This is a genomic window from Streptomyces sp. NPDC048604, assembly GCF_043199435.1.
Classification (GTDB): Bacteria; Actinomycetota; Actinomycetes; order Streptomycetales; family Streptomycetaceae; genus Streptomyces.
In genome coordinates, this window is sequence record NZ_JBICVX010000002.1 from 146,259 (window position 1) to 168,203 (window position 21,945).

Sequence of the window (21,945 nt, forward strand, 5' to 3'; positions counted from 1 at the left end):
ACGCCCCCCCCCCCCCCCCCCCCCCCCCCCCCCCCCCCCACCACCCCCCCCCCCCCCCCCCCCGCCCCCCCCCCCCCCCCCCCCCCCCCCCCCCCCCCACCGGCATATCCGCTTACGTTCATCCCGCTGCGGGTCGCCGGACCGAACGGCGGCCGCACACAAGGGAGATCGGGGGTGTGTTCTCGTGCGCATCGCACTGCTCACCGAGGGTGGCTATCCGTACGCCACGGGTGAGTCCAGGCTCTGGTGCGACCGGCTGGTGCGCGGTCTCGGCCCGCACGAGTTCGACGTCTACGCCCTCGCCCGCAGCGCCCGCCAGGAGGACGCCGGCCTCGTCGACCTCCCGCAGCAGGTCCGCCGCGTCGCCGCCGCGCCGCTCTGGGGCGCGCAGGACGACGGCCGCCGCCTCGGCCGCCGCGAACGCCGCTTCTTCGCCGCGCACCTCGCCGCGCTGACCGCCGGCTTCTGCGCCGCCGACGAGGCCGCCGGGGCCGCGGAGTTCGCCGATGGTCTGTACGGACTCGCCGAACTCGCCCGCGAGCACGGCGGACTGCCCGCCGCGCTCCGCTCCGAGACCGCCGTCCGCATCCTCGAGTCCGCCTGCCGCGCCCCCGGCGCGCGCCGGGGCGTACGCGACGCCGCCCTGACCGACCACCTCGCGTTCGCCGACCGCCTGGAGCGCTCGCTGCGCCCGCTCTCGCTCGGCTGGTACACCGAGGACACCCTCGGCGCGGCCGACCTCTGCCACGCCGCGTCCGGCGGAACGGCGGCGCTCCCCGGTCTGTTGGCCAAACGCTTCTTCGGCACTCCGCTGCTGGTCACCGAGTACGGCGTACAGCTCCGCACCCAGTACCTCGCGGCCTCCCCGGCCGCCGTCGCCGCGCCCGTACGCGCGCTGCTCGCCGCCTTCCACGGGCGGCTGGCCGCCGAGATCTACCGGCAGGCCGCACTGCTCACCCCCGGCAACACCCACGCCCGCCGCTGGCAGGAGCGGTGCGGCGCCGACCGCGCCAAGCTCCGCACGGTCTACCCCGGCATGGCGGCCGGGCGGTTCACCGAGGTCGGCGAGGACGAGGAGGGCGCCGACCCGGCCGCGCTGGTCTGGGTCGGCCGGGTCGAGCCCGCCAAGGACCTCATCGCGCTGCTGCACGCCTTCGCCGAGGTCCGCCGCGAACAGCCCGACGCCCGGCTGCGGATCGTCGCCGTGCCCGCCCGGGAGCCCGGCGCGGACAGCTACCTCGCGCACTGCCGGGCGCTGGCCGCCCAGCTGTTCCCGGACGAGGCCGCCGACGAGTACGCCGTCGGCGACAATCCGGTCTCGTTCGAGGAGCTCGGCGGACCCGAGGCCCCGCACCTCGCCGACGCCTACGCCGGCGGCGCGGTCGTCGTCCTCTCCAGCGTCGTCGAGGGCTTCCCGCTCACGCTCGTCGAGGCGATGCTCTGCGCCCGCGCCACCGTCTCCACCGACGTCGGCGCGGTCGTCGAGGTCATCGGCGGCACCGGACTCGTCGTCCCGCCGCGCAACCCGCGCGCCCTCGCCGACGCCTGCCTCGCCCTGCTGCGCGACCCCGAGCGGCGCCGCCGGCTCGGCGCGGCCGCCCGCGCCCGCGCGCTCGAACTCTTCACCGTCGAGCAGAATCTCGCCGCCTTCCGCGGCATCTACCTGGAGCTGCTCTCGCACTCCCCGGTACGGCGGCGCACCGCCGACGGCGTCCCCTTCGCCCACCCCGCCGAGGCGTCCGTCCCGGGCCACTGGACCACCCGCAGCGCCCCCGCCGACGACCACGCGATGAGCGCCGATGCCTGAAGGAGCCACCCCCATGCGCGCCCCCGCCGCCGACCCGCCGCCCCCCGAGGCCGCCGCGGCCGCCACGGTCGCCGCGGCCCCGCAGACCGCCGCCCCCGCCGCGCCCGCCCGCGCGCCCCGGCGCGGCGCCGCCGACCCCGTGAAGACCCTGCTGCACCGGCACCGGGAACTCGTCGAGCAGGCCGTCGACCCGCTGGAGATCGCGGCCGGGCTCGAGGTGCACGGGGTCACCGACCGGACCGCGGCCCGGTTCCGGCACCGGGACGTGTTCTCGCTGGCCGAGGAGCTGTACGCGCGGGTGCCGCGCGGCGACGGGCCCGCCCGGACCGCGCCCGCGGCGGCCGACGAGCCGGTGTCCGCCTGGGCGTGGGCGGTGCTCGCACCCGGCGCGGCCGCCCTGGCCGCGGCCGGCGGACTCGCCCTGACCCAGGGGCCGGCGCGGCTCGCCGTCGGGGCGGCCGGCGCGGTCGGCCTCGGCGTCGCCCTCGCCGCCGCGTTACGGCGCGGGCCGCTGCGCGCCGCGCCCGGGCCCGCCGGCCGCAGCGGCGCCCTGTGGACGGTCTGGCTGCTCGCCTACGCGCTCGGCGGCGACGGCCTCCTGCAGGCCCTGGCCACCGGCGGACCCGACGCGCTCTGGCCGCTCGCCCCCGCCGAGCTCCTCGTCCTCGCGCTGTCCGTCGCCCCCGCCGCCTGGTGCGCCCGGCTGTTCGGGGTGCGGGCCCGCCGCCGGCTCGCCGCCAGCCGGGGCCTTGACGACTTCGCGTCCGGCGTCCGGCCCCTGCTGCTCGCCGCCGTCGCGCTCCACCTGCTCGCGCTCACCGCCCTGACCGCCGTCGCCGGAGCCCCGTACGGCACGGTCGCCCTCGGCGTGCTGCTGCTGCTCGCCCGGCTGCTCACCGTCCACGGACGGGCCCGTGCCGCCGCGGCCGGGCTCGCCGCCGCCGGCACCGCCGAGGCCCTCGCCCTCGCGAGCGTCCTCGCCGCCCGGCTCCCCGGCCTCGACCCGCTGGCCGAGCCCGTCCGCGCCGCCCTCGCCGCCTCCGGCCCCGGCGCGGTGCCCGCCCTCGTCTGCGGCGCCGTCTCGCTCGGCCTCCTGGTCCATGCCGCCGTCGCCCTCTGCCGCGCCTCGGCGCACGCCGACGCCACCCCCTGACCCGTTCCGAGCGCACCCGCGGAGCCGACGCCGCGGGCGTGCCCACCGCGATCACGCATCCCCAAGGAGACACCACAGATGACGCCCCAACCCCCTGCACCGGCCGGTCGGCACGAAGGGGCCGCACGATGAGGGTGCTACTGCTCGGAGCCAACGGCTTCCTCGGCCGGTTCGTCGCCGACCGACTGCTCGCCGACCCGGCGGTGCACCTCACCGCGCTCGGCCGCGGCGACGACGCCGACGTCCGGTTCGACCTCGCCGGGGGCAGCCCCGGCGCGCTCACCCGGTTCCTGGACGCCGTCCACCCCGGCGTCGTCGTCAACTGCGCCGGCGCCACCCGCGGCGGGGCCCGCGAACTCACCCGGCACAACACCGTCGCCGTCGCCACCGTCTGCGAGGCCCTGCGCCGCAGCGGCTGCGGAGCCCGCCTGGTGCAGCTCGGCTGCGCCTCGGAGTACGGGCCCTCCCAGCCCGGTTCGTCCACCGCGGAGGAGGCGGTGCCCCGGCCCGGCGGCCCGTACGGCGTGTCCAAACTGGCCGCCACCGAACTGGTCCTCGGCTCCGGCCTGGACGCGGTGGTGCTGCGGGTCTTCTCGCCGGTCGGCCCCGGCACCCCGGCCGGCTCCCCGCTGGGCCGGCTCGCCGAGGCGATGCGCCGGGCGATGCAGTCCGGCGACTCGGAGCTGAAGCTGGCCGGCCTCGGCGTGCAGCGCGACTTCGTCGACGTACGGGACGTGGCCCGCGCCGTGCACGCCGCCTCGCTCTCCGCCGCGCAGGGCGTCGTCAACATCGGGACCGGCCGCGCCGTCCGGCTCCGCGACGCCGCCGCCGTACTGGCCAGGGTCGCGGGCTACGCCGGCGCGCTGCACGAGCTCGACGCCCCGCCGAACCGTCCCGTCATCGGCGCCCCGCGCACCGAGGCCGGCGTCGCCGTGGCCGAGCACCACGTGAGCGGGCCGCCGTACCCGTACCCGGACGGCTGCGGCCCCTGGCAGCAGGCCGACGTGCGCACGGCGCGCGACCGGCTCGGCTGGCGGCCGCGGATCAACCTCGAGGAATCCCTGGCCGACATCTGGATGGAGGCGGCATGCCGGATCTGACGACCCGCCCCGACGTCGCCGGGGCGCTGGGGGAGACCGGCGTCGGCGTCCCCGGCTACGCGCATCCGCTGCTCGCGCCGGTGGAGTGGGCCGAACTGACCCGGCCCGGCACCCCGCTGCACTGGGCGGTGCTCAACGTGGCCGGCGGGCCGGGGGACCGGCCGGACCCGCACTGCCTGGAGGCCGCGGGGCGGCTGAAGAACGCATACGGAGGGGCCGCGCGAAGCGCGTCGGCCGGGGGCGGTGGTCGGGCGACGGGCGGGCGGGTCCTGGGACATCTGGATCTGCGGCACGGCTCGCGCGACTTCGGCGAGATCGTGTCGGACGCCCACCGCTATCTCGACTGGTACAAGGTGGACGGCTACTACCTGGACCGCTGCCCCACGGACCGGATCGACCTGCCCGAGGTGAGGCGGGTCACGGCCACCCTGGAGGCGGTGCTCGACGGCGCGGCGCACCTGGTCCTCGGCCACGGCAGCCACCCGTACCCCGGCTACGCGGAGGTCGCCGACCAGCTCGTCACCTTCTGCGGACCGTGGGCGGACTACCGCTGGTCGCAGGTGGCGGAGTGGACCGCCGACCATCCGCCGCAGCGGTTCGTGCACCTCGTCCACGGGGTGCCGCGCAGCCATCTCGACGAGGCGATGCGGATCGCGCGCTGGCAGGGGGCCGGGACGGTCTTCTTCACCGACCGCAGCGATCGCGCCGCGCACGGTGGCGGACAAACCGATCCGTTCCAGGCACTGCCCGGCTACTGGGACGAAATCGTCTCGCGGATCGGACCGGGTGTCTCGGAATGAGAAGTCGCGTGGCAGTGTTACGGAAGGAACAACCGTACTGACATACCGACCAACGGAGTCCCCGTGTCGCTGCCACCCCTGGTCGAGCCGGCCGCCGAGCTCACCGTAGACGAGGTCCGCAGGTACTCCCGCCACCTGATCATCCCCGACGTGGGGATGGACGGGCAGAAGCGGCTGAAGAACGCCCGTGTGCTCTGTGTGGGCGCCGGTGGCCTCGGTTCGCCGGCCCTGATGTACCTGGCCGCGGCCGGTGTCGGCACGCTCGGCATCGTGGAGTTCGACGAGGTCGACGAGTCGAACCTGCAGCGCCAGATCATCCACAGCCAGGCCGACATCGGCCGCTCCAAGGCCGAGTCCGCCAAGGACTCGGTCCTGGGCATCAACCCGTACGTGAACGTGATCCTGCACGAAGAGCGGCTCGAGGCCGACAACGTGATGGACATCTTCAGCCAGTACGACCTGATCGTCGACGGCACGGACAACTTCGCCACGCGCTACCTCGTCAACGACGCGTGCGTGCTGCTGAACAAGCCGTACGTCTGGGGCTCGATCTACCGCTTCGACGGCCAGGCCTCCGTCTTCTGGTCCGAGTACGGCCCCTGCTACCGCTGCCTCTACCCGGAGCCCCCGCCGCCGGGCATGGTCCCCTCCTGCGCCGAGGGCGGCGTCCTGGGCGTGCTCTGCGCGTCCATCGGCTCCATCCAGGTCACCGAGGCCATCAAGGTGCTGGCCGGCGTCGGCGAGCCGCTGGTCGGCCGGCTGATGATCTACGACGCCCTGGAGATGCAGTACCGCCAGGTCAAGGTCCGCAAGGACCCGAACTGCGCGGTCTGCGGCGAGAACCCGACCGTCACCGAGCTCATCGACTACGAGGCCTTCTGCGGCGTCGTGTCCGAGGAGGCCCAGGAGGCGGCGCTCGGCTCCACGATCACTCCGAAGCAGCTCAAGGAGTGGATCGACGACGGCGAGAGCATCGACATCATCGACGTCCGCGAGCCGAACGAGTACGAGATCGTCTCGATCCCGGGCGCCCGGCTGATCCCGAAGAACGAGTTCCTGATGGGCACCGCCCTCCAGGACCTGCCGCAGGACAAGCGCATCGTCCTGCATTGCAAGACGGGTGTCCGCAGTGCGGAAGTCCTCGCGGTGCTGAAGTCCGCGGGCTTCGCCGACGCGGTGCACGTCGGCGGCGGCGTCATCGGCTGGGTCCACCAGATCGAGCCGGAGAAGCCGGTCTACTAGACCGCCCCCTCGCTGCCCCTCGGCATGAGGAAGGCCCCGGAACCGGTCACCGGTTCCGGGGCCTTCCGCCGTCGGCGGGACGGGCGTCAGGAGCACTTCTTGCCGTACGCGGGAACCTTCCCGTCCAGGAGGTACGCGTCGACCGTCCGCGTCACACAGGACGACGTGCCGTACGCGCCGTGCCCGTCGCCCTCGTTGGTGACCAGCACGCCGACCCCCTCGCCCAGCTCCTTCGCCATCCGCGGCGCACCCTCGTACGGCGTCGCCGGGTCGTTGGTGGTGCCGACGACCAGGATCGGGGCCGCGCCCGGGGCGCTCGCCACCGGCCTCTCGCGCTCGCCCTTCACCGGCCAGTTCGCGCACCAGCCGGCCGTGTCCCAGGCCAGGAACTCGCCGAACACCGGCGAGAGCCTCCGGAACTCCGGCAGCAGCGCCCGTGCCTGGTCGGCCGTCGGCCGCTCGGTGGAGTCGGCGCAGCCGATCGCCCGCTGGGCGTGCGACTGGGTGCCGTAGTGCCCGTTCTCCTCGCGGTCGTTGTAGAAGTCGGCGAGCCGCAGCAGCTCCGCGCCGTCGCCCGCCTCCGCCTTCTGCAGCGCGGAGGTCAGCATCGGCCAGCTCTCCTGCGAGTACAGCGGCATCACGATGCCGGTGAGCGCGAGACCGTCCGTCAGCCTGCGGTCGCCGACCGGCAGCGGGCTGCGGTCGAGGCGCCCCAGCAGGGCGGCGATCCGGGCGGTGCCGGCCTTCGGGGACTCGCCCCGGTCCTTCAGATAGCTCTCCAGGGCCCGCTGGAAGCCGATGGCCTGGTTGCGGGCGTGCCCGACGTTGTCGGCCGTCGGGTCGACGACCGCGTCGAGGACCGCGCGGCCCACGTTCTTCGGGAACAGGTGGGCGTAGGTGCCGCCGAGTTCGGTGCCGTACGAGATGCCGAAGTAGTTCAGCTTCGCGTCGCCGAGGACGTGCCGGACCAGGTCCAGGTCCCGGGCGGTGTTGCTGGTGGTGGTGTGCGCGATGGTCTTCCCGGAGCGGCGGGCGCAGCCCGCGCCGAACGCGGTGCCGTCGGCGACGAACGCGGACTCCTCGGCCGGGGTGTCCGGGGTGAGGTCGGTACGGGCCTCGGACGCCGCCTGCTCCTTGTCGTCCCGGCAGACCACCGCGCCGCTGCGGCCGACGCCGCGCGGGTCGAAGCCGACCAGGTCGTACCGCTCGTTCAGCTTGCCGTACTGGACGGCCGCGCGCGGCAGGATGTCGACGCCGGAGGCGCCGGGGCCGCCGAAGTTGAACAGCAGTGAGCCGAGCCGGCGGTCCGTGTCCCGGGCCTCCTTGCGGATCAGGGCGACCGTCATGGTCTCGCCGGCCGGCTTCTTGTAGTCCAGCGGCACCTTCACGTCGGCGCAGCGCCAGCCCTTGCCGGGCTTCTGGCCGCCCTCGGGGGCGGGGCAGGAGTGCCAGTCGGGGCGCTGGCCGGTCAGCGCGGCGGGCAGCCCGGGGACGGCGGGGGAGCCGGCGGGGGCGGTGGTCGCCGGCGGGGTCTTCGCGGAGGAGCTCCCGCCGCCCTGGCCGGTGCAGCCGGCCAGCAGCAGCGCGGCGGCGACGGCCGCCGTGGCCCGTATCCGTATCCGTATGGACGTGGACATGTGTCGAACGACCCCCCGTGGCCCCCGTGCGGATGACTAGCGGCAGACGGTACCAGCGGCCGGAACCCGGCCGTTCAGGAGGTACGCGTCCGTCGCCCGCTTCACGCAGGCGTTGCCGCTCGTGTAGGCGCCGTGGCCCTCGCCCTGGTACGTCATCTCCATGCCGACGCCCTCGCCGAGCGCCTCGGCCATGGCGTGCGCGCCCGCGTACGGGGTGGCCGGGTCGCCGGTGGTGCCGACGACGAGGATCGGGGCGGCGCCGGGGGCCGACACGTCCGGGTGCTCGAAGGTGCCGGGCACCGGCCACTGCCCGCAGGACGACAGCGCCCAGCCCATGTAGTCGCCGAAGACGGCGGAGGCCTCACGGAACTCGGGCAGCTTCGCCTTGGCCTGGTCGAGGCTGTAGCGCTCCTTGAAGTCCACGCAGTTGATGGCCGCGTTGGCCGCCTGGATGTTGCTGTACTGGCCCTGCTCGTTGCGGCCGTTCATCGAGTCGGACAGGGCGAGCAGCAGCCCGCCGCGGCCGGCGTCGGCCTCGTCGAGGCCCTGCTCCAGATAGGGCCAGTACTCCTTCGAGTACAGGGCCTGCGCGATGCCGTTGGTGGCCTGCGTCTGCGTCAGCTCCCGGTCGCCGAGGCCCGGGATCGGCTTCTTGTCGAGCTCGGCGAGCAGACCGGTGATGAACGCCTCGATCTCGGCGACGGAGGAGCCGGGCAGGGTGCAGTCGTCGCCGCGGGCCACGCAGTCCTTGGCGAAGTTGTCCAGGGCGAGCTGGAAGCCCCGCGCCTGGCCGAGCGCCCCGTCGAGGGTGCCGGCGTTCGGGTCGACGACCGCGTCGAAGACGGCGCGGCCCACGTTCTTCGGGAACTGGTGGGCGTAGACGCCGCCGAGCTCGGTGCCGTACGAGATGCCGAAGTAGTGCAGCTTGTCGTCGCCGAGGACCTGGCGCATCAGATCCAGGTCGCGGGCCGCGTTCTCGGTGCCGACGTGCGGGAGGGCGGGGCCGGAGTTCTTCTCGCAGGCCGCCGCGTACTCCTTCTGGTTGTCGCCGAGGGCGGTCTGCTCGGCGGCGTCGTCGGGGGTGCCGTCCTCGGCGTAGTACGCGTCGAGCGCGCGGTCGTCCAGGCACTCCACGGGCTGGCTGCGGCCGACCCCGCGCGGGTCGAAGGAGACCAGGTCGTAGCGGGAGCGCAGGGACTCGAACTCGGCGCCGAAGGACGGCAGGGCAGTGACGCCGGAGCCGCCGGGCCCGCCGAAGTTGAACACCAGCGACCCGATCCGGTTCGCGGAGTCACGCGCCTCGGCGCGGATCAGCGCCAGTTCGATCTTCTCGCCGCCGGGGTCGTCGTAGTCGAGCGGCACCTCCATGAAGGCGCACTCCCAGCCGGCCCCGCCGGGCAGCGGCGAGGGTGCGGGTCCGCCGCCCTCGGCGGCGGAAGGCGGCGGACAGACCGCCCACTGAGGCTTCTGGGCGGCCAGTTCGGCCATCGCCGAGCCGGAGGCGCTGGGCCCGTCGCTCGCGGAGCCACCCCCGTCGTCCGAGCATCCGCCGACGAGCAGGACGGCGGCGGAGGCGGCAGCGGTCAGGACGACACGACGGGACGCATGGGCCATACGCCCATCCTGAGCGCCCCCGCCCGGGCCCGCGCGCGCCGTGCGCCAAGCGAGGGACCCGCGGGCGAGCAGAGCGCTAGAGCGCTTCCTTCTTGGTCAGCCAGTTGAAGCACACCCATCCCGGCAGCACCGGCAGCCACAGGGTCAGGAGCCGGTACAGCAGCACCGCCGGCGTCGCCACGTCCAGCGGCAGGCCCACCGCGACCAGGCCGAACGTCAGCGCGCCCTCGACCGCGCCGATGCCGCCCGGCGTCGGGGCGGCCGAGCCGATCGCGTTGCCCGCGAGGAACACCACCGCGACGCTGGCGAAGCTCAGCGTCTCCGCCTCGCCCTGCCCGAACGCCCGGATCGACGCGTCCAGGCACAGCACGAACACGCCCGTCAGGAGCAGCATCCCGCCGATCCCGGTGACCAGCTTCATCGGCTGCTGGAGCACGTCCAGCATGCGCGGCACCACGCCCGCGAACAGCGACCGCAGCCGCGTCGAGACGAACTTCCGCATGAACGGGATCGCCGTCACCACCAGGACCAGCACCGCCGCCGTCAGCAGACCGGCGATCACCGTCCGGGACGGCGTGAAGGACTGCGACTTCTCCGTGCCGGTCAGATAGCCGAAGGCCAGCAGCAGCAGGATGTGCGCCCCGAGCCCGAACAGCTGCGACGCGCCCACGCTCGCCACCGCGAGCCCCGGCCGCACCCCGGACCGCTGCAGGAAGCGGGTGTTCAGCGCCACGCCGCCGACCGCCGCCGGGGCCACGATCTTCACGAACGAGCCGGCGACCTGCGCCACCACGGTCCGCCAGAACGGCACCCGCTCGGGCACGAAGCCCAGCAGGCTCATCGCCGCCGCGATGTAGCTGAGCGCGGAGAACAGCACCGCCGCCGCCACCCAGCCCCAGTTCGCCTCGGCGATCGTCGACAGCGGGGTCCGGGCGATCTGCGAGAGCAGGAAGTACGCGGCGACCGCGCCCGCGATCAGACTGACCAGCGTCCGCGGCTTGATCCGCTCCAGGCGCACCGGCTCCACCGGGGCCTGCGGCCGGATCAGCAGCACCTGCTGGCGGATCTGCGCCAGCAGATCCTCCTCGCGGGCCTCGTCCAGGGCGGTGTCGAGCGCCCGCTTCTCCGCCCGCTTGTCGGCCTGCCGCTCGGCCCGGACGGCCGCCCGTACGGCCTTGCGGTCCGCCTTCGTGCCGGGCTCCGCGTCCGCGCCGGCCGCCGCCGCGCTCTCGGCGCGGGCCAGCTTGGCCGCCTCGGACGCCTCCAGGACCGCCTCGCGCTCCCGCTTCGACCGCTCCCGCGCCAGCCGGCGCAGCTCGGCGCGGGTGGAACGGGTCAGCGCGATGGGCTGCAGCAGCGGCAGACAGTCGGCGATCGTGTCCGGGCCGAGGACCTCCACCGCGGCGGCGACCACGCGCTCCGCGCCGACCCGCAGACCGAGGGTGGTGAGCAGCTGCGCGATGTCCATCCGCAGCACGAGATCGCCGGCGGCGATCTCGCCGCCGCTCAGATCCGTCAGGATCACCCTGCCGGAACGATCCACCAGAATCGCGTCGCCCGCGAGCCTGCGGTGCGCGATCCGGCGCGACTGGAGGGCCTTCACCTGACGCCAGGCGCTGCGCACCAGCTCGTCGGTGACCTCCTTGTCCTCCAGCGAGTCCAGGGGCCGGCCGCCGAGGTGCTCGTACACGAGCATCACGGCGTCCGGGCCCAGCTCGGAGGTGGCGATCAGCTTCGGCGCATTGGCCCCGGCGGCGATCGCCGCGTACGCGAGCAGCGCCTCCTGCTCCAGGGCCTGGCGCAGCGAGACGATCGAGCGGCGGGTGGTGATCGCGCGCAGCGTCAGCCGCCGCCACACCCGGTAGAAGAAGCCGTGCGCCTGCTGCTCCCGGTCGACGACGGTGACGTCGAGCGGCGGGCCGTCCTCCAGGGTCACGATGTAGCGGCGGCCCCGGTCGCCGTGCTCGGCGGTGTCCGGCAGCCCCTCCGTGCGCAGCGCGGTGACGGGCCGGAAGCCGACCCGGCGCAGGCCGGCGAGCAGGGTCTGACCGGTGGGTCGGACATTGGGCGAGCCGACCGTGTAGAGCGTGCCGTACGCCACGGTCCAGCCGATCAGCACGGTCAGGATGATCGAGAACGCGGTGGTGTAGCCGGCGACCAGCATGGTGAAGGCGTCGAGCAGCAGGACGAACCACAGCACGACCCGCCAGCGGGGTCTTCGGGCCATCCCCACGGCGGTCATGTACGCGATCACCGGCGCGAGGTAGCCGTGCACCGGGTCGGTCAGCCCGCCGCCCGAGGACGGCTGGGTCAGCGCGTCCTGGATGGTGCCGGGCGCGGCCCGGGCCACCCACAGGTCGGTGGCGAGAGTGACGCCGTGCGCCAGGACGGCCGCGAGCACGCCGTCGGCGATCCGCAGCCCGTCGCGTTTGATCAGCCGCTCGATGGCGAAGGCGACCGGCACGAGCAGCACGGCGATCGACGAGACCAGGCCGGCGATCCTGACGAAGACGTCCGGCGCGCCGGTCGTCCCCTTGTTGATGTCCTGCTCCAGGCCCGAGGTGGTGCCGTGGGCGAAGGCGGCGATGCCCAGGACGACGACGATGGCGAGCACGCCGACCAGCGCCCGCAGCAGGTCGGAGGGGCGGTGCACGCGCGCGGCGAGCAGGGGCTCGTCGCCCGAGACCCGCTCACTGGGCTCCTCGGGCCCCGCGGGTCCGTCGGAGCGGGCCTCTTCCGGAGGCTCCGCGTCGTGCCCCATCACCATGTTCGTGATCTCTTCTTGTCGCTCTTGATCTCGTATCACCAGTCACCGCCCGGACGATGGTGGCACGGGAAGGGGTGTCGCGGAGGCATCAGGGTGGTGTCGGTGCGGTGCGGCAGTATGTGCCGGATGACGGACGAGGAGCTTTCCGCACACCTTCCCGAGTATGCGGAGCGGGTGCTGGACGTCGCCGAGCTGATTCCGCCCGGCAGGGTGATGACCTACGGAGACGTCGCCGAATGGCTCGGCGAGGGCGGCCCGCGCCAGGTGGGCCGTGTGATGGCACTGTACGGCGGAGCGGCCCCCTGGTGGCGGGTCGTGCGCGCCGACGGCCGGCTGCTGCCCGGCCACGAGCAGCGGGCGCTCGGCCACTACCGGGACGAGGGCACCCCGCTCAAGGAGGCGTCCCGCAGCGCCGAGGACCACCTGCCGAAGATCGACATGCGGCGGGCGCGGTGGGACGGCGTGACCAAGGACGCCGGCGCGGAGGGTACCGGCCGGGCCGGAGGCGCGGCGGACGTACGGGGATGAGCCCACTGGCCGGAGCGGGATTCCCGTATGGTCGTCTGCTCCGCACCGTTCGGTAGACATCCGCGCTCTCTCTTCAGCATCCGCGCTCTCTCTTCAGCATCTGCACCTCCACCAGGACCGGCGATCCACGTGAGTTCCTCCTCCACCACCAGGCGTACGCCGCATCAGGCCGCGGCACGTCCGAGGACTCATGGCGCGTACCGGCTGGTCCGCACGGCCCCCGCCGCCGTGCGCCCTCCTCAGCTGGACGCAGCGCAGCGGGGTGTGGTTGAGCATCCCGGCGGGCCGCTGCTCGTCCTTGCCGGACCGGGTACCGGGAAGTCGACGACGCTGGTCGAGGCGGTCGCGGCGCGGATCGAGGCGGGGACGGACCCGGAGCGGATCCTCGTCCTCACCTTCAGCCGCAAGGCGGCCGTCGAACTGCGCGACCGGATGGCCGCGCGGCTGCGCGGGCGGCGCGCCCCGCAGGCGACCACCTTCCACTCGTACTGCTACGCGCTGGTCCGCGCCCACCAGGACGCCGGCCTGTTCGCCGAGCCGCTGCGGCTGCTGTCCGGCCCCGAGCAGGACGTGGCCGTGCGCGAGCTGCTGGCCGGCCAGCTGGACCTGGAGCGGGAGGGCCTGGCCCGGATCCGCTGGCCCGACGAGCTGCGGGCCTGCCTGACGACGCGCGGCTTCGCCGACGAGGTGCGCGCGGTGCTGGCCCGCTCCCGCGAGCTGGGGCTCGGCCCGCAGGCGCTCGCCGACTTCGCGGCGCGGGTGGGGCGGCCCGACTGGAAGGCGGCGGCCGGTTTCCTCGCGGAGTACCTGGACGTGCTCGACATGCAGGGCGTCCTCGACTACGCCGAGCTGGTGCACCGGGCGGTGCTGCTGGCGGAGCGGGGGCCGGGGGCGCTGCCTCGGTACGACGCGGTGTTCGTGGACGAGTACCAGGACACCGACCCCTCGCAGGTGCGGCTGCTCCGGGCGGTGGCCGGCGGGACGACGCTGGTCGCCTTCGGCGACCCGGACCAGTCGATCTACGCGTTCCGCGGCGCGGACGTCAACGGCATCCTCGACTTCCCGGACACCTTCCCCGGCGCGGACGTACGCGTCCTGACGACCTCGCGCCGCGCGGGCACGGACCTGCTGGCGGCGACCCGTCTGCTCACGCGGCGGATGCCGCTGCCCCGCCTCCCGCACGACAAGACCCGCGCCCACCGCGAACCGGCCGCGGTCCGCGAGGGCGGCCGGGTGGAGGCGTACACGTACCCCACGCCGTCCACCGAGGTCGACAACATCGCGGACCTGCTCCGCCGGGCGCACCTGGAGGACGGGGTCCCCTGGTCCGACATGGCCGTCCTGGTCCGCGCGGCCTCCATGATCCCGTCCCTCCGCCGCGCCCTGACGACCGCCGGCGTCCCCCTGGAGACCGACACGGCGGACACCCCCCTCCGCCACGAACCGGCGGTGACACCGCTGCTGCTGGCCCTGAGGGCGACGGCGGCGGCGGACGACACGGAGCCGGACGACACGGAGCCGGACACCGCGCGGGACGCGGACGCGGGGACGGAAGACGCAGCGGGGCAGGACGCGGACACCGGCGCCTGGCTCGACGTCGAGACCGCGCTCGATCTGCTGGCCTCGCCGCTCGCCGCCATGGACCCCGCCGACCTGCGCCGCCTCGGGCGGGCGCTGCGGGACGAGGAGCGGGCGGCCGGGGTGAAGGTGCCCGCGCCGTCCGACGTCCTGCTCGCGCGGGCGCTCGCCGAGCCCGAGCGGCTCGTCGCGCACGACCCGGCGTACGCGCGCGGCGCGCAGCGCCTCGGCGATCTGCTGCGCCGCGCCCGGGAGCTGCTGGCCGGCGGCGGCACCGCCGAGGAGGCGCTCTGGCTGCTGTGGAACGGCACTCCCTGGCCGGGCCGCCTGGAGCGTGCCGCGCTGCGCGGCGGCGCGGCCGGGCGGAACGCGGACCGGGACCTGGACGCGGTGTGCGCGCTGTTCGAGACGGCCGCCCGCGCCGAGGACCGGGTCGGCGGCCGCGGCGCGCTGAACTTCCTGGAGGAGCTCGACGCCCAGGACATCGCCGCCGACACCCTGACCCGCCGCCAGGCCCGCCCCGACGCCGTGCGCCTGATGACCGCCCACCGGGCGAAGGGCCTGGAATGGGGCCTGGTCGTCGTGGCCGGCGTGCAGGAGGGCCTCTGGCCCGACCTGCGCCGCCGCGGCTCGCTCCTGGAGGCCGACCGCATCGGCCGCGACGGCATCGCCGGGCCGCTCACCCCCGGCGCACTGCTCGCCGAGGAGCGCCGGCTCTTCTACGTGGCCGCCACCCGCGCCCGCCACCGCCTGGTCGTCACCGCGGTGAAGGCCCCGGCCGACGACGGCGACCAGCCCTCCCGCTTCCTCGCCGAACTCGGGGTCGAGCCGAAGGACGTCCCCGGCCGCCCCCGCCGCCCCCTCGCGGTGGCCGCGCTGGTGGCCGAGCTGCGCGCCACCACGGTCGACCCGGAGGCGTCCGACGCGCTGCGCGCCGCCGCGGCCGAGCGGCTGGCCCGGCTCGCCGCGCTCACCGACGACGAGGGCCAGCCGCTGGTCCCGGCCGCGCACCCGGAGCGCTGGTGGGGCCTGTTCGAGCCGACCCGCAGCACGGTGCCGCTGCGCGACCGGGACGTCCCCGTCGCGCTCTCCGGCTCCGCGCTCGCCCAGCTCGCCGACACCTGCGCGCTCCAGTGGTTCCTGGGCCGCGAGGTGAAGGCCGACACGCCCGCCTCCGCCGCCCAGGGCTTCGGCAACGTCGTGCATGTCCTCGCCGACGAGGTCGCCTCCGGCCGTACGCCGGCCGACCTCGACGTGCTGATGACCCGGCTCGACTCGGTCTGGGACGGCCTCGCCTTCGACGCCCCGTGGAAGTCGGAGCAGGAGAAGGCGAACGCCCGTACCGCCCTGGAGCGGTTCCTGCGCTGGCACGTCATGGACCGCGGCGGCCGCGCCCCGGCGGCGACGGAGCACGACTTCGACGTCACCCTGGAGGCGGGCGCGTACGAGGTCCGGATCCGCGGCTCCATGGACCGCGTCGAGCAGGACGACCAGGGCCGCGCGTACGTCGTCGACTTCAAGACCGGCAAGTCCGCGCCGACGAAGGACGAGGTCGCCCGGCACCCGCAGCTCGCGGTCTACCAGCTCGCGGTCCGCGAGGGCGCGGTCGACGAGGTCTTCGGCGGCCGCCGCCCGGAGCCCGGCGGCGCCGAACTGGTCCAGCTCCGCCAGGCCGCCGCCAAGAAGGAGGGCGGCGAGGCCCTGCCGAAGATCCAGGCCCAGGAGCCCCTGGAGGGCGAGTGGGTCGGCGACCTCCTCGCCACCGCCGCCGGCCGCGTCCTCGACGAGCGCTTCACCCCCACCGCCGGCCAGCACTGCACCACCTGCACCTTCCGCACCTCCTGCAGCGCCCGCCCGGAGGGCCGGCACGTCGTGGAGTGACCTCCCCGGAGTCGCGGCGCTGCGCCGTTCGGGTGACGCTGGTGGTCGGGCAACGCGGGGGGTGTGCGCGAGGAGGGCCTTATGGCGTCCGGTCGGAGTGTGGCGGCGGCCGTGGTGTGCGCGGTCGTGGCGGTCGGCGGAACCGCCGGGTGTTCGCAGTTCGACCTGGTGCGGGCGGACGCGGACGCCGTGCCCGTCGCCGCCGCGCCGTCGCCGTCGGTCTCGCCCGACCCGTTCGCGGGGCTGAGCGCCGACGAGATCGCCGAGCGGGCCGTGGACGCGACCACGGCCGCGAAGTCGCTGCGGATGACCGGGCGGGTCTCCGCGGACGGACAGCCCGTGAACATCGACTTCTCCGTGAACGACCGCGCCGAGTGCACCGGCCGGCTCACCGTCGAGGGCGGCGTCGCCGAGGTGCGGCAGAAGGACCGGGTCGCGTACATGAAGGGCGACGCCAAGTTCTGGCGGGCCTCCATGACCGCCCAGGGCCTCCCGCCCGCCCAGATCGAGGCCACCCTCGAACTCCTCAAGGGCCGCTGGGTGAAGTTCGCCGCCGGCTCGCCCGGCAGCGCCGAGCTCGCCGGGGTCTGCGACCTGGAGCGGCTGCTCGCCGACCTCGAACAGGACGAGGCCGCGCGCACCGGAATGACCCGGGGCAAGGACGGCGCGGTCGGCAAGACGCCGACCGCCACCCTGGTCAAGAGGAAGTCCGGCGACGAGCGGAGCACCGTCTCCGTCGCGTTGAAGGGCAAGCCGTACATCCTCCGCATCGCCAGGACCGGCGGCGAGGAACCCGGCACGGTCCGGTTCTCCGCCTTCGACAAGCCCGTGAAGGTCGTCACACCGCCCGCCGACGAGACCGTCGATCTGAGCAGGCTGACACCGGCCACCCCGGCCACCCCCGCCTGATCGCCCCCACCGCGTCTGTGGACGACGGCACCGCGCCTGTGGACGACGGCCGGCGCTGTCGGCGCGCCCCGTTAGCCTCTCTTGGGTGACCGCACGCCTCACCGACCCCGAGCAGCTCAAGGAGCTGCTCGGCATCCCGTTCACGCCGGAGCAGACGGCCTGCATCGTCGCGCCCCCGGCCCCGCAGGTCATCGTGGCCGGCGCCGGCTCCGGCAAGACGACGGTGATGGCCGCCCGGGTGGTCTGGCTGGTCGGCACCGGGCAGGTCGCCCCCGAGCAGGTCCTCGGTCTCACCTTCACCAACAAGGCCGCCGGCGAACTGGCCGAACGCGTCCGCACCGCCCTCGTCCGAGCCGGCGTCACCGATCCCGACGCCATCGACCCGGACAACCCGCCGGGCGAGCCCCGCATCTCCACGTACCACGCCTTCGCCGGGCAGCTCCTCACCGACCACGGCCTGCGCATCGGCCTGGAGCCCACCGCCCGGCTGCTCGCCGACGCCACCCGCTACCAGCTCGCCGCCCGCGTCCTGCGCGAGGCCCCCGGCCCGTACCCCGCGCTCACCAAGTCCTTCCCGACCCTCGTCGCCGACCTCCTCGCCCTCGACGGCGAACTCTCCGAGCACCTGGTCCGCCCCGCCGACCTCCTCGCGCACGACACCGCCCTGCTGCGCACCCTGGAGTCCGCGAAGCTCGGCAACGCCGATCTGCGCAAGGTCCCCGAGGCCGCCGCCGCCCGCCGCGAACTGCTCGACCTCGTCGTCCGCTACCGCGCCGCCAAACGCGCCCGCGACCTGCTCGACTTCGGCGACCAGATCGCGCTCTCCGCCGAGATCGCCACCACCCGCCCCGAGGTCGGCGCGCTGCTCCGCGACGAGTTCCGGGTCGTACTGCTCGACGAGTACCAGGACACCTCCGTCGCCCAGCGACTGCTGCTCTCCGGCCTGTTCGGCAGGGGGTGCCCCCAGGACGGAGTCCCAGGGGGAGGCACGGGCCACGCCGTGACGGCCGTCGGCGACCCCTGCCAGGCGATCTACGGCTGGCGCGGCGCCTCCGTCGCCAACCTGGACGACTTCCCCGAGCACTTCCCGTACGCCGACGGCGCCCCCGCCACCCGCTACGCGCTCAGCGAGAACCGCCGCAGCGGCGGCCGCCTCCTCGACCTCGCCAACGGCCTCGCCGCCCCGCTGCGGGCCATGCACGAAGGCGTCGAGGCGCTGCGGCCCGCGCCCGGCGCGGAGCACGACGGCACGGTACGCATCGCCCTGCTCCCCACCCACGCGGAGGAGCTCGACTGGCTGGCCGACTCGATCGCCCACCTCGTCCGCACCGGGAGCGCGCCCGGCGAGATCGCCGTCCTGTGCCGGACCGCCACCGACTTCCCGGCCATCCAGGCCGCCCTCGTCGCCCGCGAGGTCCCCGTGGAGGTCGTCGGCCTGTCCGGCCTGCTGAACCTGCCCGAGGTCGCCGACCTCGTCGCGGTCTGCGAGGTCCTCCAGGACCCCGGCGCCAACGCCTCCCTCGTCCGGCTGCTCACCGGCCCGCGCTGGCGCATCGGCCCCCGCGACCTCGCCCTGCTCGGCCGTCGCGCCCGGCTCCTCGTCCACCGCGCCGCCGACGGCTCCGACGACCCGGACGAACGCCTCGCGGCCGCCGTGGAGGGCGTCGACCCGGCCGAGGTGATCTCCCTCGCCGACGCGCTCGACACCTTCCTCGACTCCGGCGGCGAGGACGACGCACTGCCGTTCTCGTCCGAGGCCCGGGTCCGGTTCGCCCGCCTCGCCGCCGAACTGCGCTCGCTGCGCATGACGCTCGCCGACCCGCTGATGGACGTCCTGCACCGGGTGCTCGCCACCACGGGCCTGGAGGTCGAACTCTCCGCCTCCCCGCACGCCCTGGCCGCCCGCCGCCGCGAGACCCTCTCCAACTTCCTCGACGTCGCCGCCGGCTTCGCCTCGCTCGACGGCGAGGCCACGCTGCTGGCCTTCCTCGGCTTCCTGCGCACCGCCGCGCAGTACGAGAAGGGCCTGGACAACGCGCTGCCCGGCGGCGAGAACACCGTCAAGGTATTGACCGCGCACAAGTCCAAGGGCCTGGAGTGGGACGTGGTCGCCGTGCCCGGCCTCGTCGCCTCCCAGTTCCCGAGCAGCAGGGCGCGCGAGGCGTGGACCGCGCAAGCCCAGGTGCTCCCGCACGCCCTGCGCGGCGACGCGGCGACGCTGCCGGCGATCGAGGAGTGGGACGCTGCGTCCCTGAAGGGCTTCAAGGAGGAACTGCGGCAGCACCAGCACACGGAGGAGCTCCGCCTCGGATACGTGACGTTCACCCGCCCGCGCTCGCTGCTCCTCGCCTCCGCGCACTGGTGGGGCCCGTCCCAGAAGCGCCCCCGCGGCCCGTCCCCGTTCCTGCACGCCCTGTACGACCACTGCACGGCGGGCCACGGCGAGATCGAGGCATGGGCGGACGAACCGGAGAAGGACGCGCAGAACCCGACGCTGGAGGAAGCAAAAACAGACCAGGCCTGGCCGCTGCCCTTGGACGAGACGAGCCTGAGGAGAAGAAGGAAGGCGGCGGAGACGGTCCTGACCCGGTTGTGGGCAATCGTCCCGCAGGGAGGAACGGGTGGGCACAACGCCCCGAGCACGGCTCCCGCCCCGGAGGCCCTCGACCCCGAGGAACCCCCGTACGACCCGTACTGGGACGACGAACCCCCGCCGGAGGACATCCCCGCTCCGAGGAGCGAGACGGCCCCGACCCTCACCCCCGAGGAGTCGAGGGCCGTCGCCTCCTGGGACAGAGACCTCACCGTCCTGGCAGAAGAACTGCGCCGCAGCCGCTCCCGCACCCGCGACGTCCTGCTCCCCACGTACCTGACGACCTCGCAGGTCATACGTCTCGCCGCCGACCCCGACGGCTTCGCGCAGGATCTGGCCCGGCCCATGCCGAAGCCCCCGCAGCCCGCCGCCCGGCGCGGCACGCGGTTCCACGCGTGGGTGGAGGCGCAGTTCGAGGAGTTGCCGCTGCCGATGCTCGGCCCGGACGAGCTCCCCGGCGGGGAGGTGTTCGCTGACGAGCCGGAGATCGTGGACGAGCGCGACCTCGCCGCGCTCAAGGACGCCTTCGTGCTCACCCCGTACGCCCACCGCACCCCGTACCGCGTCGAGGCGCCCGTCCAGCTCGCCCTCGCGGGCCGGGTGGTGCGGGGCAGGATCGACGCCGTGTACCGGGACGAGGCGACGGGCGCGTACGAGATCGTCGACTGGAAGACCAGCCACTTCCGCGCCGCCGACCCCCTCCAGCTGGCGATCTACCGCCTGGCCTGGGCGGAGCAGCACGGCCTGGACCCGGAGGAGGTGGCCGCCGCGTTCGTGTACGTACGCAGCGGCGAGGTCTCCCGGCCCGCGAACCTGCCCGGTCGCGCCGAGCTGGAGGAGCTGCTGCGCGGCGGCCCCGGGGCCGACCCCACCTCGGACGGACCGGCGCCGGACGCCGGATAGGCTCAGAAGCATGAGCGACACCCCGGACAGCGCCGTCCAGACCGTACGCGCGTACATCGCGCAGCACCGCGACGCCTTCCTCGACGACCTCGTCGACTGGCTGCGGATCCCGTCCGTGTCGGCGCAGCCGGAGCGCGCCGGGGATGTGCGGCGCAGTGCCGAGTGGCTGTCCGCCGCGCTGGCCAAGACCGGTTTCCCGACCGTCGAGGTCTGGGAGACCGCCGGCGCCCCGGCCGTCTTCGCCGAGTGGCCGTCCGACGACCCGGACGCGCCGACCGTGCTCGTCTACGGTCACCACGACGTCCAGCCCGCCGCCCGCGAGGACGGCTGGCACACCGAGCCGTTCGAGCCGGTCGTCGTCGACGGCCGGATGTACGCCCGCGGCGCGGCCGACGACAAGGGCCAGGTCTTCTTCCACACCCTGGGCGTCCGCGCCCATCTCGCCGCCACCGGCCGCACCGCCCCCGCCGTCACGCTCAAGCTGCTGGTCGAGGGCGAGGAGGAGTCCGGCTCCCCGCACTTCCGCGACCTGGTCGAGGCGCACGCCGGGCGGCTCGCCGCCGACGCGGTGATCGTCTCCGACACGGGCATGTGGTCCGAGGACACCCCGACCGTCTGCACCGGCATGCGCGGCGTCGCCGACTGCGAGCTGGAGCTGTACGGCCCCGACCAGGACATCCACTCCGGCTCGTTCGGCGGCGCGGTGCCGAACCCGGCCACCGTCGTCGGCCGGATCGTCGCCGCCCTGCACGACGCGGACGAGCGGGTCGCGATCCCCGGCTTCTACGACGGCGTCACCGAACTCTCCGACGCGGAGCGGGAGCTGATCGCCGAGCTGCCCTTCGACGAGGCCGCCTGGCTGCGCACCGCGAAGTCGTACGGCACGCTCGGCGAGGCCGGCTACTCCACCCTGGAGCGCGTCTGGGCCCGGCCGACCGCCGAGGTCAACGGCATCGGCGGCGGGTACCAGGGCCCCGGCGGCAAGACCGTCGTCCCCGCGTCCGCCCAGCTGAAGCTGTCCTTCCGGCTGGTCGCGGGCCAGGACCCGGCGCGGATCGAGCGGGCGGTCCACGACTGGCTGATCGCGCGGATCCCGGCAGGCATCCGGTACGAGCTGTCCTTCGGCGCCCCGACCCGGCCGTGCCTCACCCCGCTCGACCACCCGGCGCTGCGCTCCGTGGCCAGGGCGATGAGCGCCGCCTTCGACGGCGCGAAGGTCCGCTACACCCGCGAGGGAGGCTCGGGACCGGCGGCCGACCTCCAGGACGTACTGGCCGCTCCCGTACTCTTCCTCGGCGTCTCCGTCCCGTCCGACGGCTGGCACGCGCCGAACGAGAAGGTCGAGCTCGACCTGCTCCTCAAGGGCGTCGAGGCGAGTGCCCACCTGTGGGCCGACCTGCCGACCGCCCTGCGCAACCGCTGACCCATACCGT

13 protein-coding genes are annotated in these 21,945 nt (G+C 74.7%); 10 read left to right on the forward strand and 3 right to left on the reverse strand.

The features are described 5' to 3' along the window. Window positions 1-184: 184 nt before the first annotated feature. The 5 genes from ACGFMM_RS04525 to moeZ all read left to right on the forward strand — a co-directional run bounded on the left by ACGFMM_RS04525 (window position 185) and on the right by moeZ (window position 6,102). Window positions 185-1,807, forward strand: coding sequence for a DUF3492 domain-containing protein (locus ACGFMM_RS04525; RefSeq protein WP_393643065.1), 1,623 nt, complete (start codon window positions 185-187; stop codon window positions 1,805-1,807). A 13-nt stretch (window positions 1,808-1,820) separates the two neighbouring features. Beyond that, on the forward strand, window positions 1,821-2,960 hold the full coding sequence (locus ACGFMM_RS04530; protein WP_393643066.1) for a hypothetical protein: 1,140 nt from the start codon (window positions 1,821-1,823) through the stop codon (window positions 2,958-2,960). Between the two features lie 128 nt (window positions 2,961-3,088). Next, window positions 3,089-4,060, forward strand: coding sequence for an NAD-dependent epimerase/dehydratase family protein (locus ACGFMM_RS04535; protein ID WP_393643068.1), 972 nt, complete (start codon window positions 3,089-3,091; stop codon window positions 4,058-4,060). Further along, window positions 4,048-4,860, forward strand: a complete 813-nt coding sequence (locus ACGFMM_RS04540; RefSeq protein WP_393643070.1) for a spherulation-specific family 4 protein — start codon at window positions 4,048-4,050, stop codon at window positions 4,858-4,860. The genes ACGFMM_RS04535 and ACGFMM_RS04540 overlap by 13 nt, the downstream gene beginning before the upstream one ends. A 63-nt stretch (window positions 4,861-4,923) precedes the next feature. Further along, window positions 4,924-6,102 (forward strand): adenylyltransferase/sulfurtransferase MoeZ, encoded by a 1,179-nt coding sequence (gene moeZ / locus ACGFMM_RS04545; protein WP_393643071.1) that lies wholly within the window; start codon window positions 4,924-4,926, stop codon window positions 6,100-6,102. Between the two features lie 86 nt (window positions 6,103-6,188). On the opposite strand, the gene ACGFMM_RS04550 is transcribed toward moeZ, so the two are convergent. From ACGFMM_RS04550 to ACGFMM_RS04560, 3 genes are all read right to left on the reverse strand, one after another. Beyond that, window positions 6,189-7,739 (reverse strand): alpha/beta hydrolase, encoded by a 1,551-nt coding sequence (locus tag ACGFMM_RS04550; RefSeq protein ID WP_393643073.1) that lies wholly within the window; start codon window positions 7,737-7,739, stop codon window positions 6,189-6,191. A 36-nt stretch (window positions 7,740-7,775) separates the two neighbouring features. Continuing rightward, window positions 7,776-9,353 (reverse strand): alpha/beta hydrolase, encoded by a 1,578-nt coding sequence (locus tag ACGFMM_RS04555; RefSeq protein ID WP_393643075.1) that lies wholly within the window; start codon window positions 9,351-9,353, stop codon window positions 7,776-7,778. Between the two features lie 76 nt (window positions 9,354-9,429). Beyond that, on the reverse strand, window positions 9,430-12,120 hold the full coding sequence (locus tag ACGFMM_RS04560) for a lysylphosphatidylglycerol synthase domain-containing protein (RefSeq protein ID WP_393643077.1): 2,691 nt from the start codon (window positions 12,118-12,120) through the stop codon (window positions 9,430-9,432). A gap of 126 nt (window positions 12,121-12,246) precedes the next feature. Here ACGFMM_RS04560 and ACGFMM_RS04565 point away from each other — a divergent pair, with 126 nt between their 5' ends. The 5 genes from ACGFMM_RS04565 to ACGFMM_RS04585 all read left to right on the forward strand — a co-directional run bounded on the left by ACGFMM_RS04565 (window position 12,247) and on the right by ACGFMM_RS04585 (window position 21,935). Further along, window positions 12,247-12,648 (forward strand): MGMT family protein, encoded by a 402-nt coding sequence (locus tag ACGFMM_RS04565; RefSeq protein WP_393643079.1) that lies wholly within the window; start codon window positions 12,247-12,249, stop codon window positions 12,646-12,648. A 129-nt stretch (window positions 12,649-12,777) separates the two neighbouring features. Then, window positions 12,778-16,107, forward strand: coding sequence for an ATP-dependent helicase (locus tag ACGFMM_RS04570; RefSeq protein ID WP_393643081.1), 3,330 nt, complete (start codon window positions 12,778-12,780; stop codon window positions 16,105-16,107). Window positions 16,108-16,188: 81 nt separating this feature from the next. Continuing rightward, window positions 16,189-17,016, forward strand: coding sequence for a hypothetical protein (locus ACGFMM_RS04575; RefSeq protein WP_393643083.1), 828 nt, complete (start codon window positions 16,189-16,191; stop codon window positions 17,014-17,016). A gap of 85 nt (window positions 17,017-17,101) precedes the next feature. Beyond that, window positions 17,102-20,512, forward strand: coding sequence for an ATP-dependent DNA helicase (locus ACGFMM_RS04580; protein ID WP_393643085.1), 3,411 nt, complete (start codon window positions 17,102-17,104; stop codon window positions 20,510-20,512). Between the two features lie 10 nt (window positions 20,513-20,522). Next, window positions 20,523-21,935: a dipeptidase gene (locus ACGFMM_RS04585; RefSeq protein WP_393643087.1), complete on the forward strand. Its 1,413-nt coding sequence runs from the start codon at window positions 20,523-20,525 to the stop codon at window positions 21,933-21,935. Window positions 21,936-21,945: the final 10 nt, after the last annotated feature.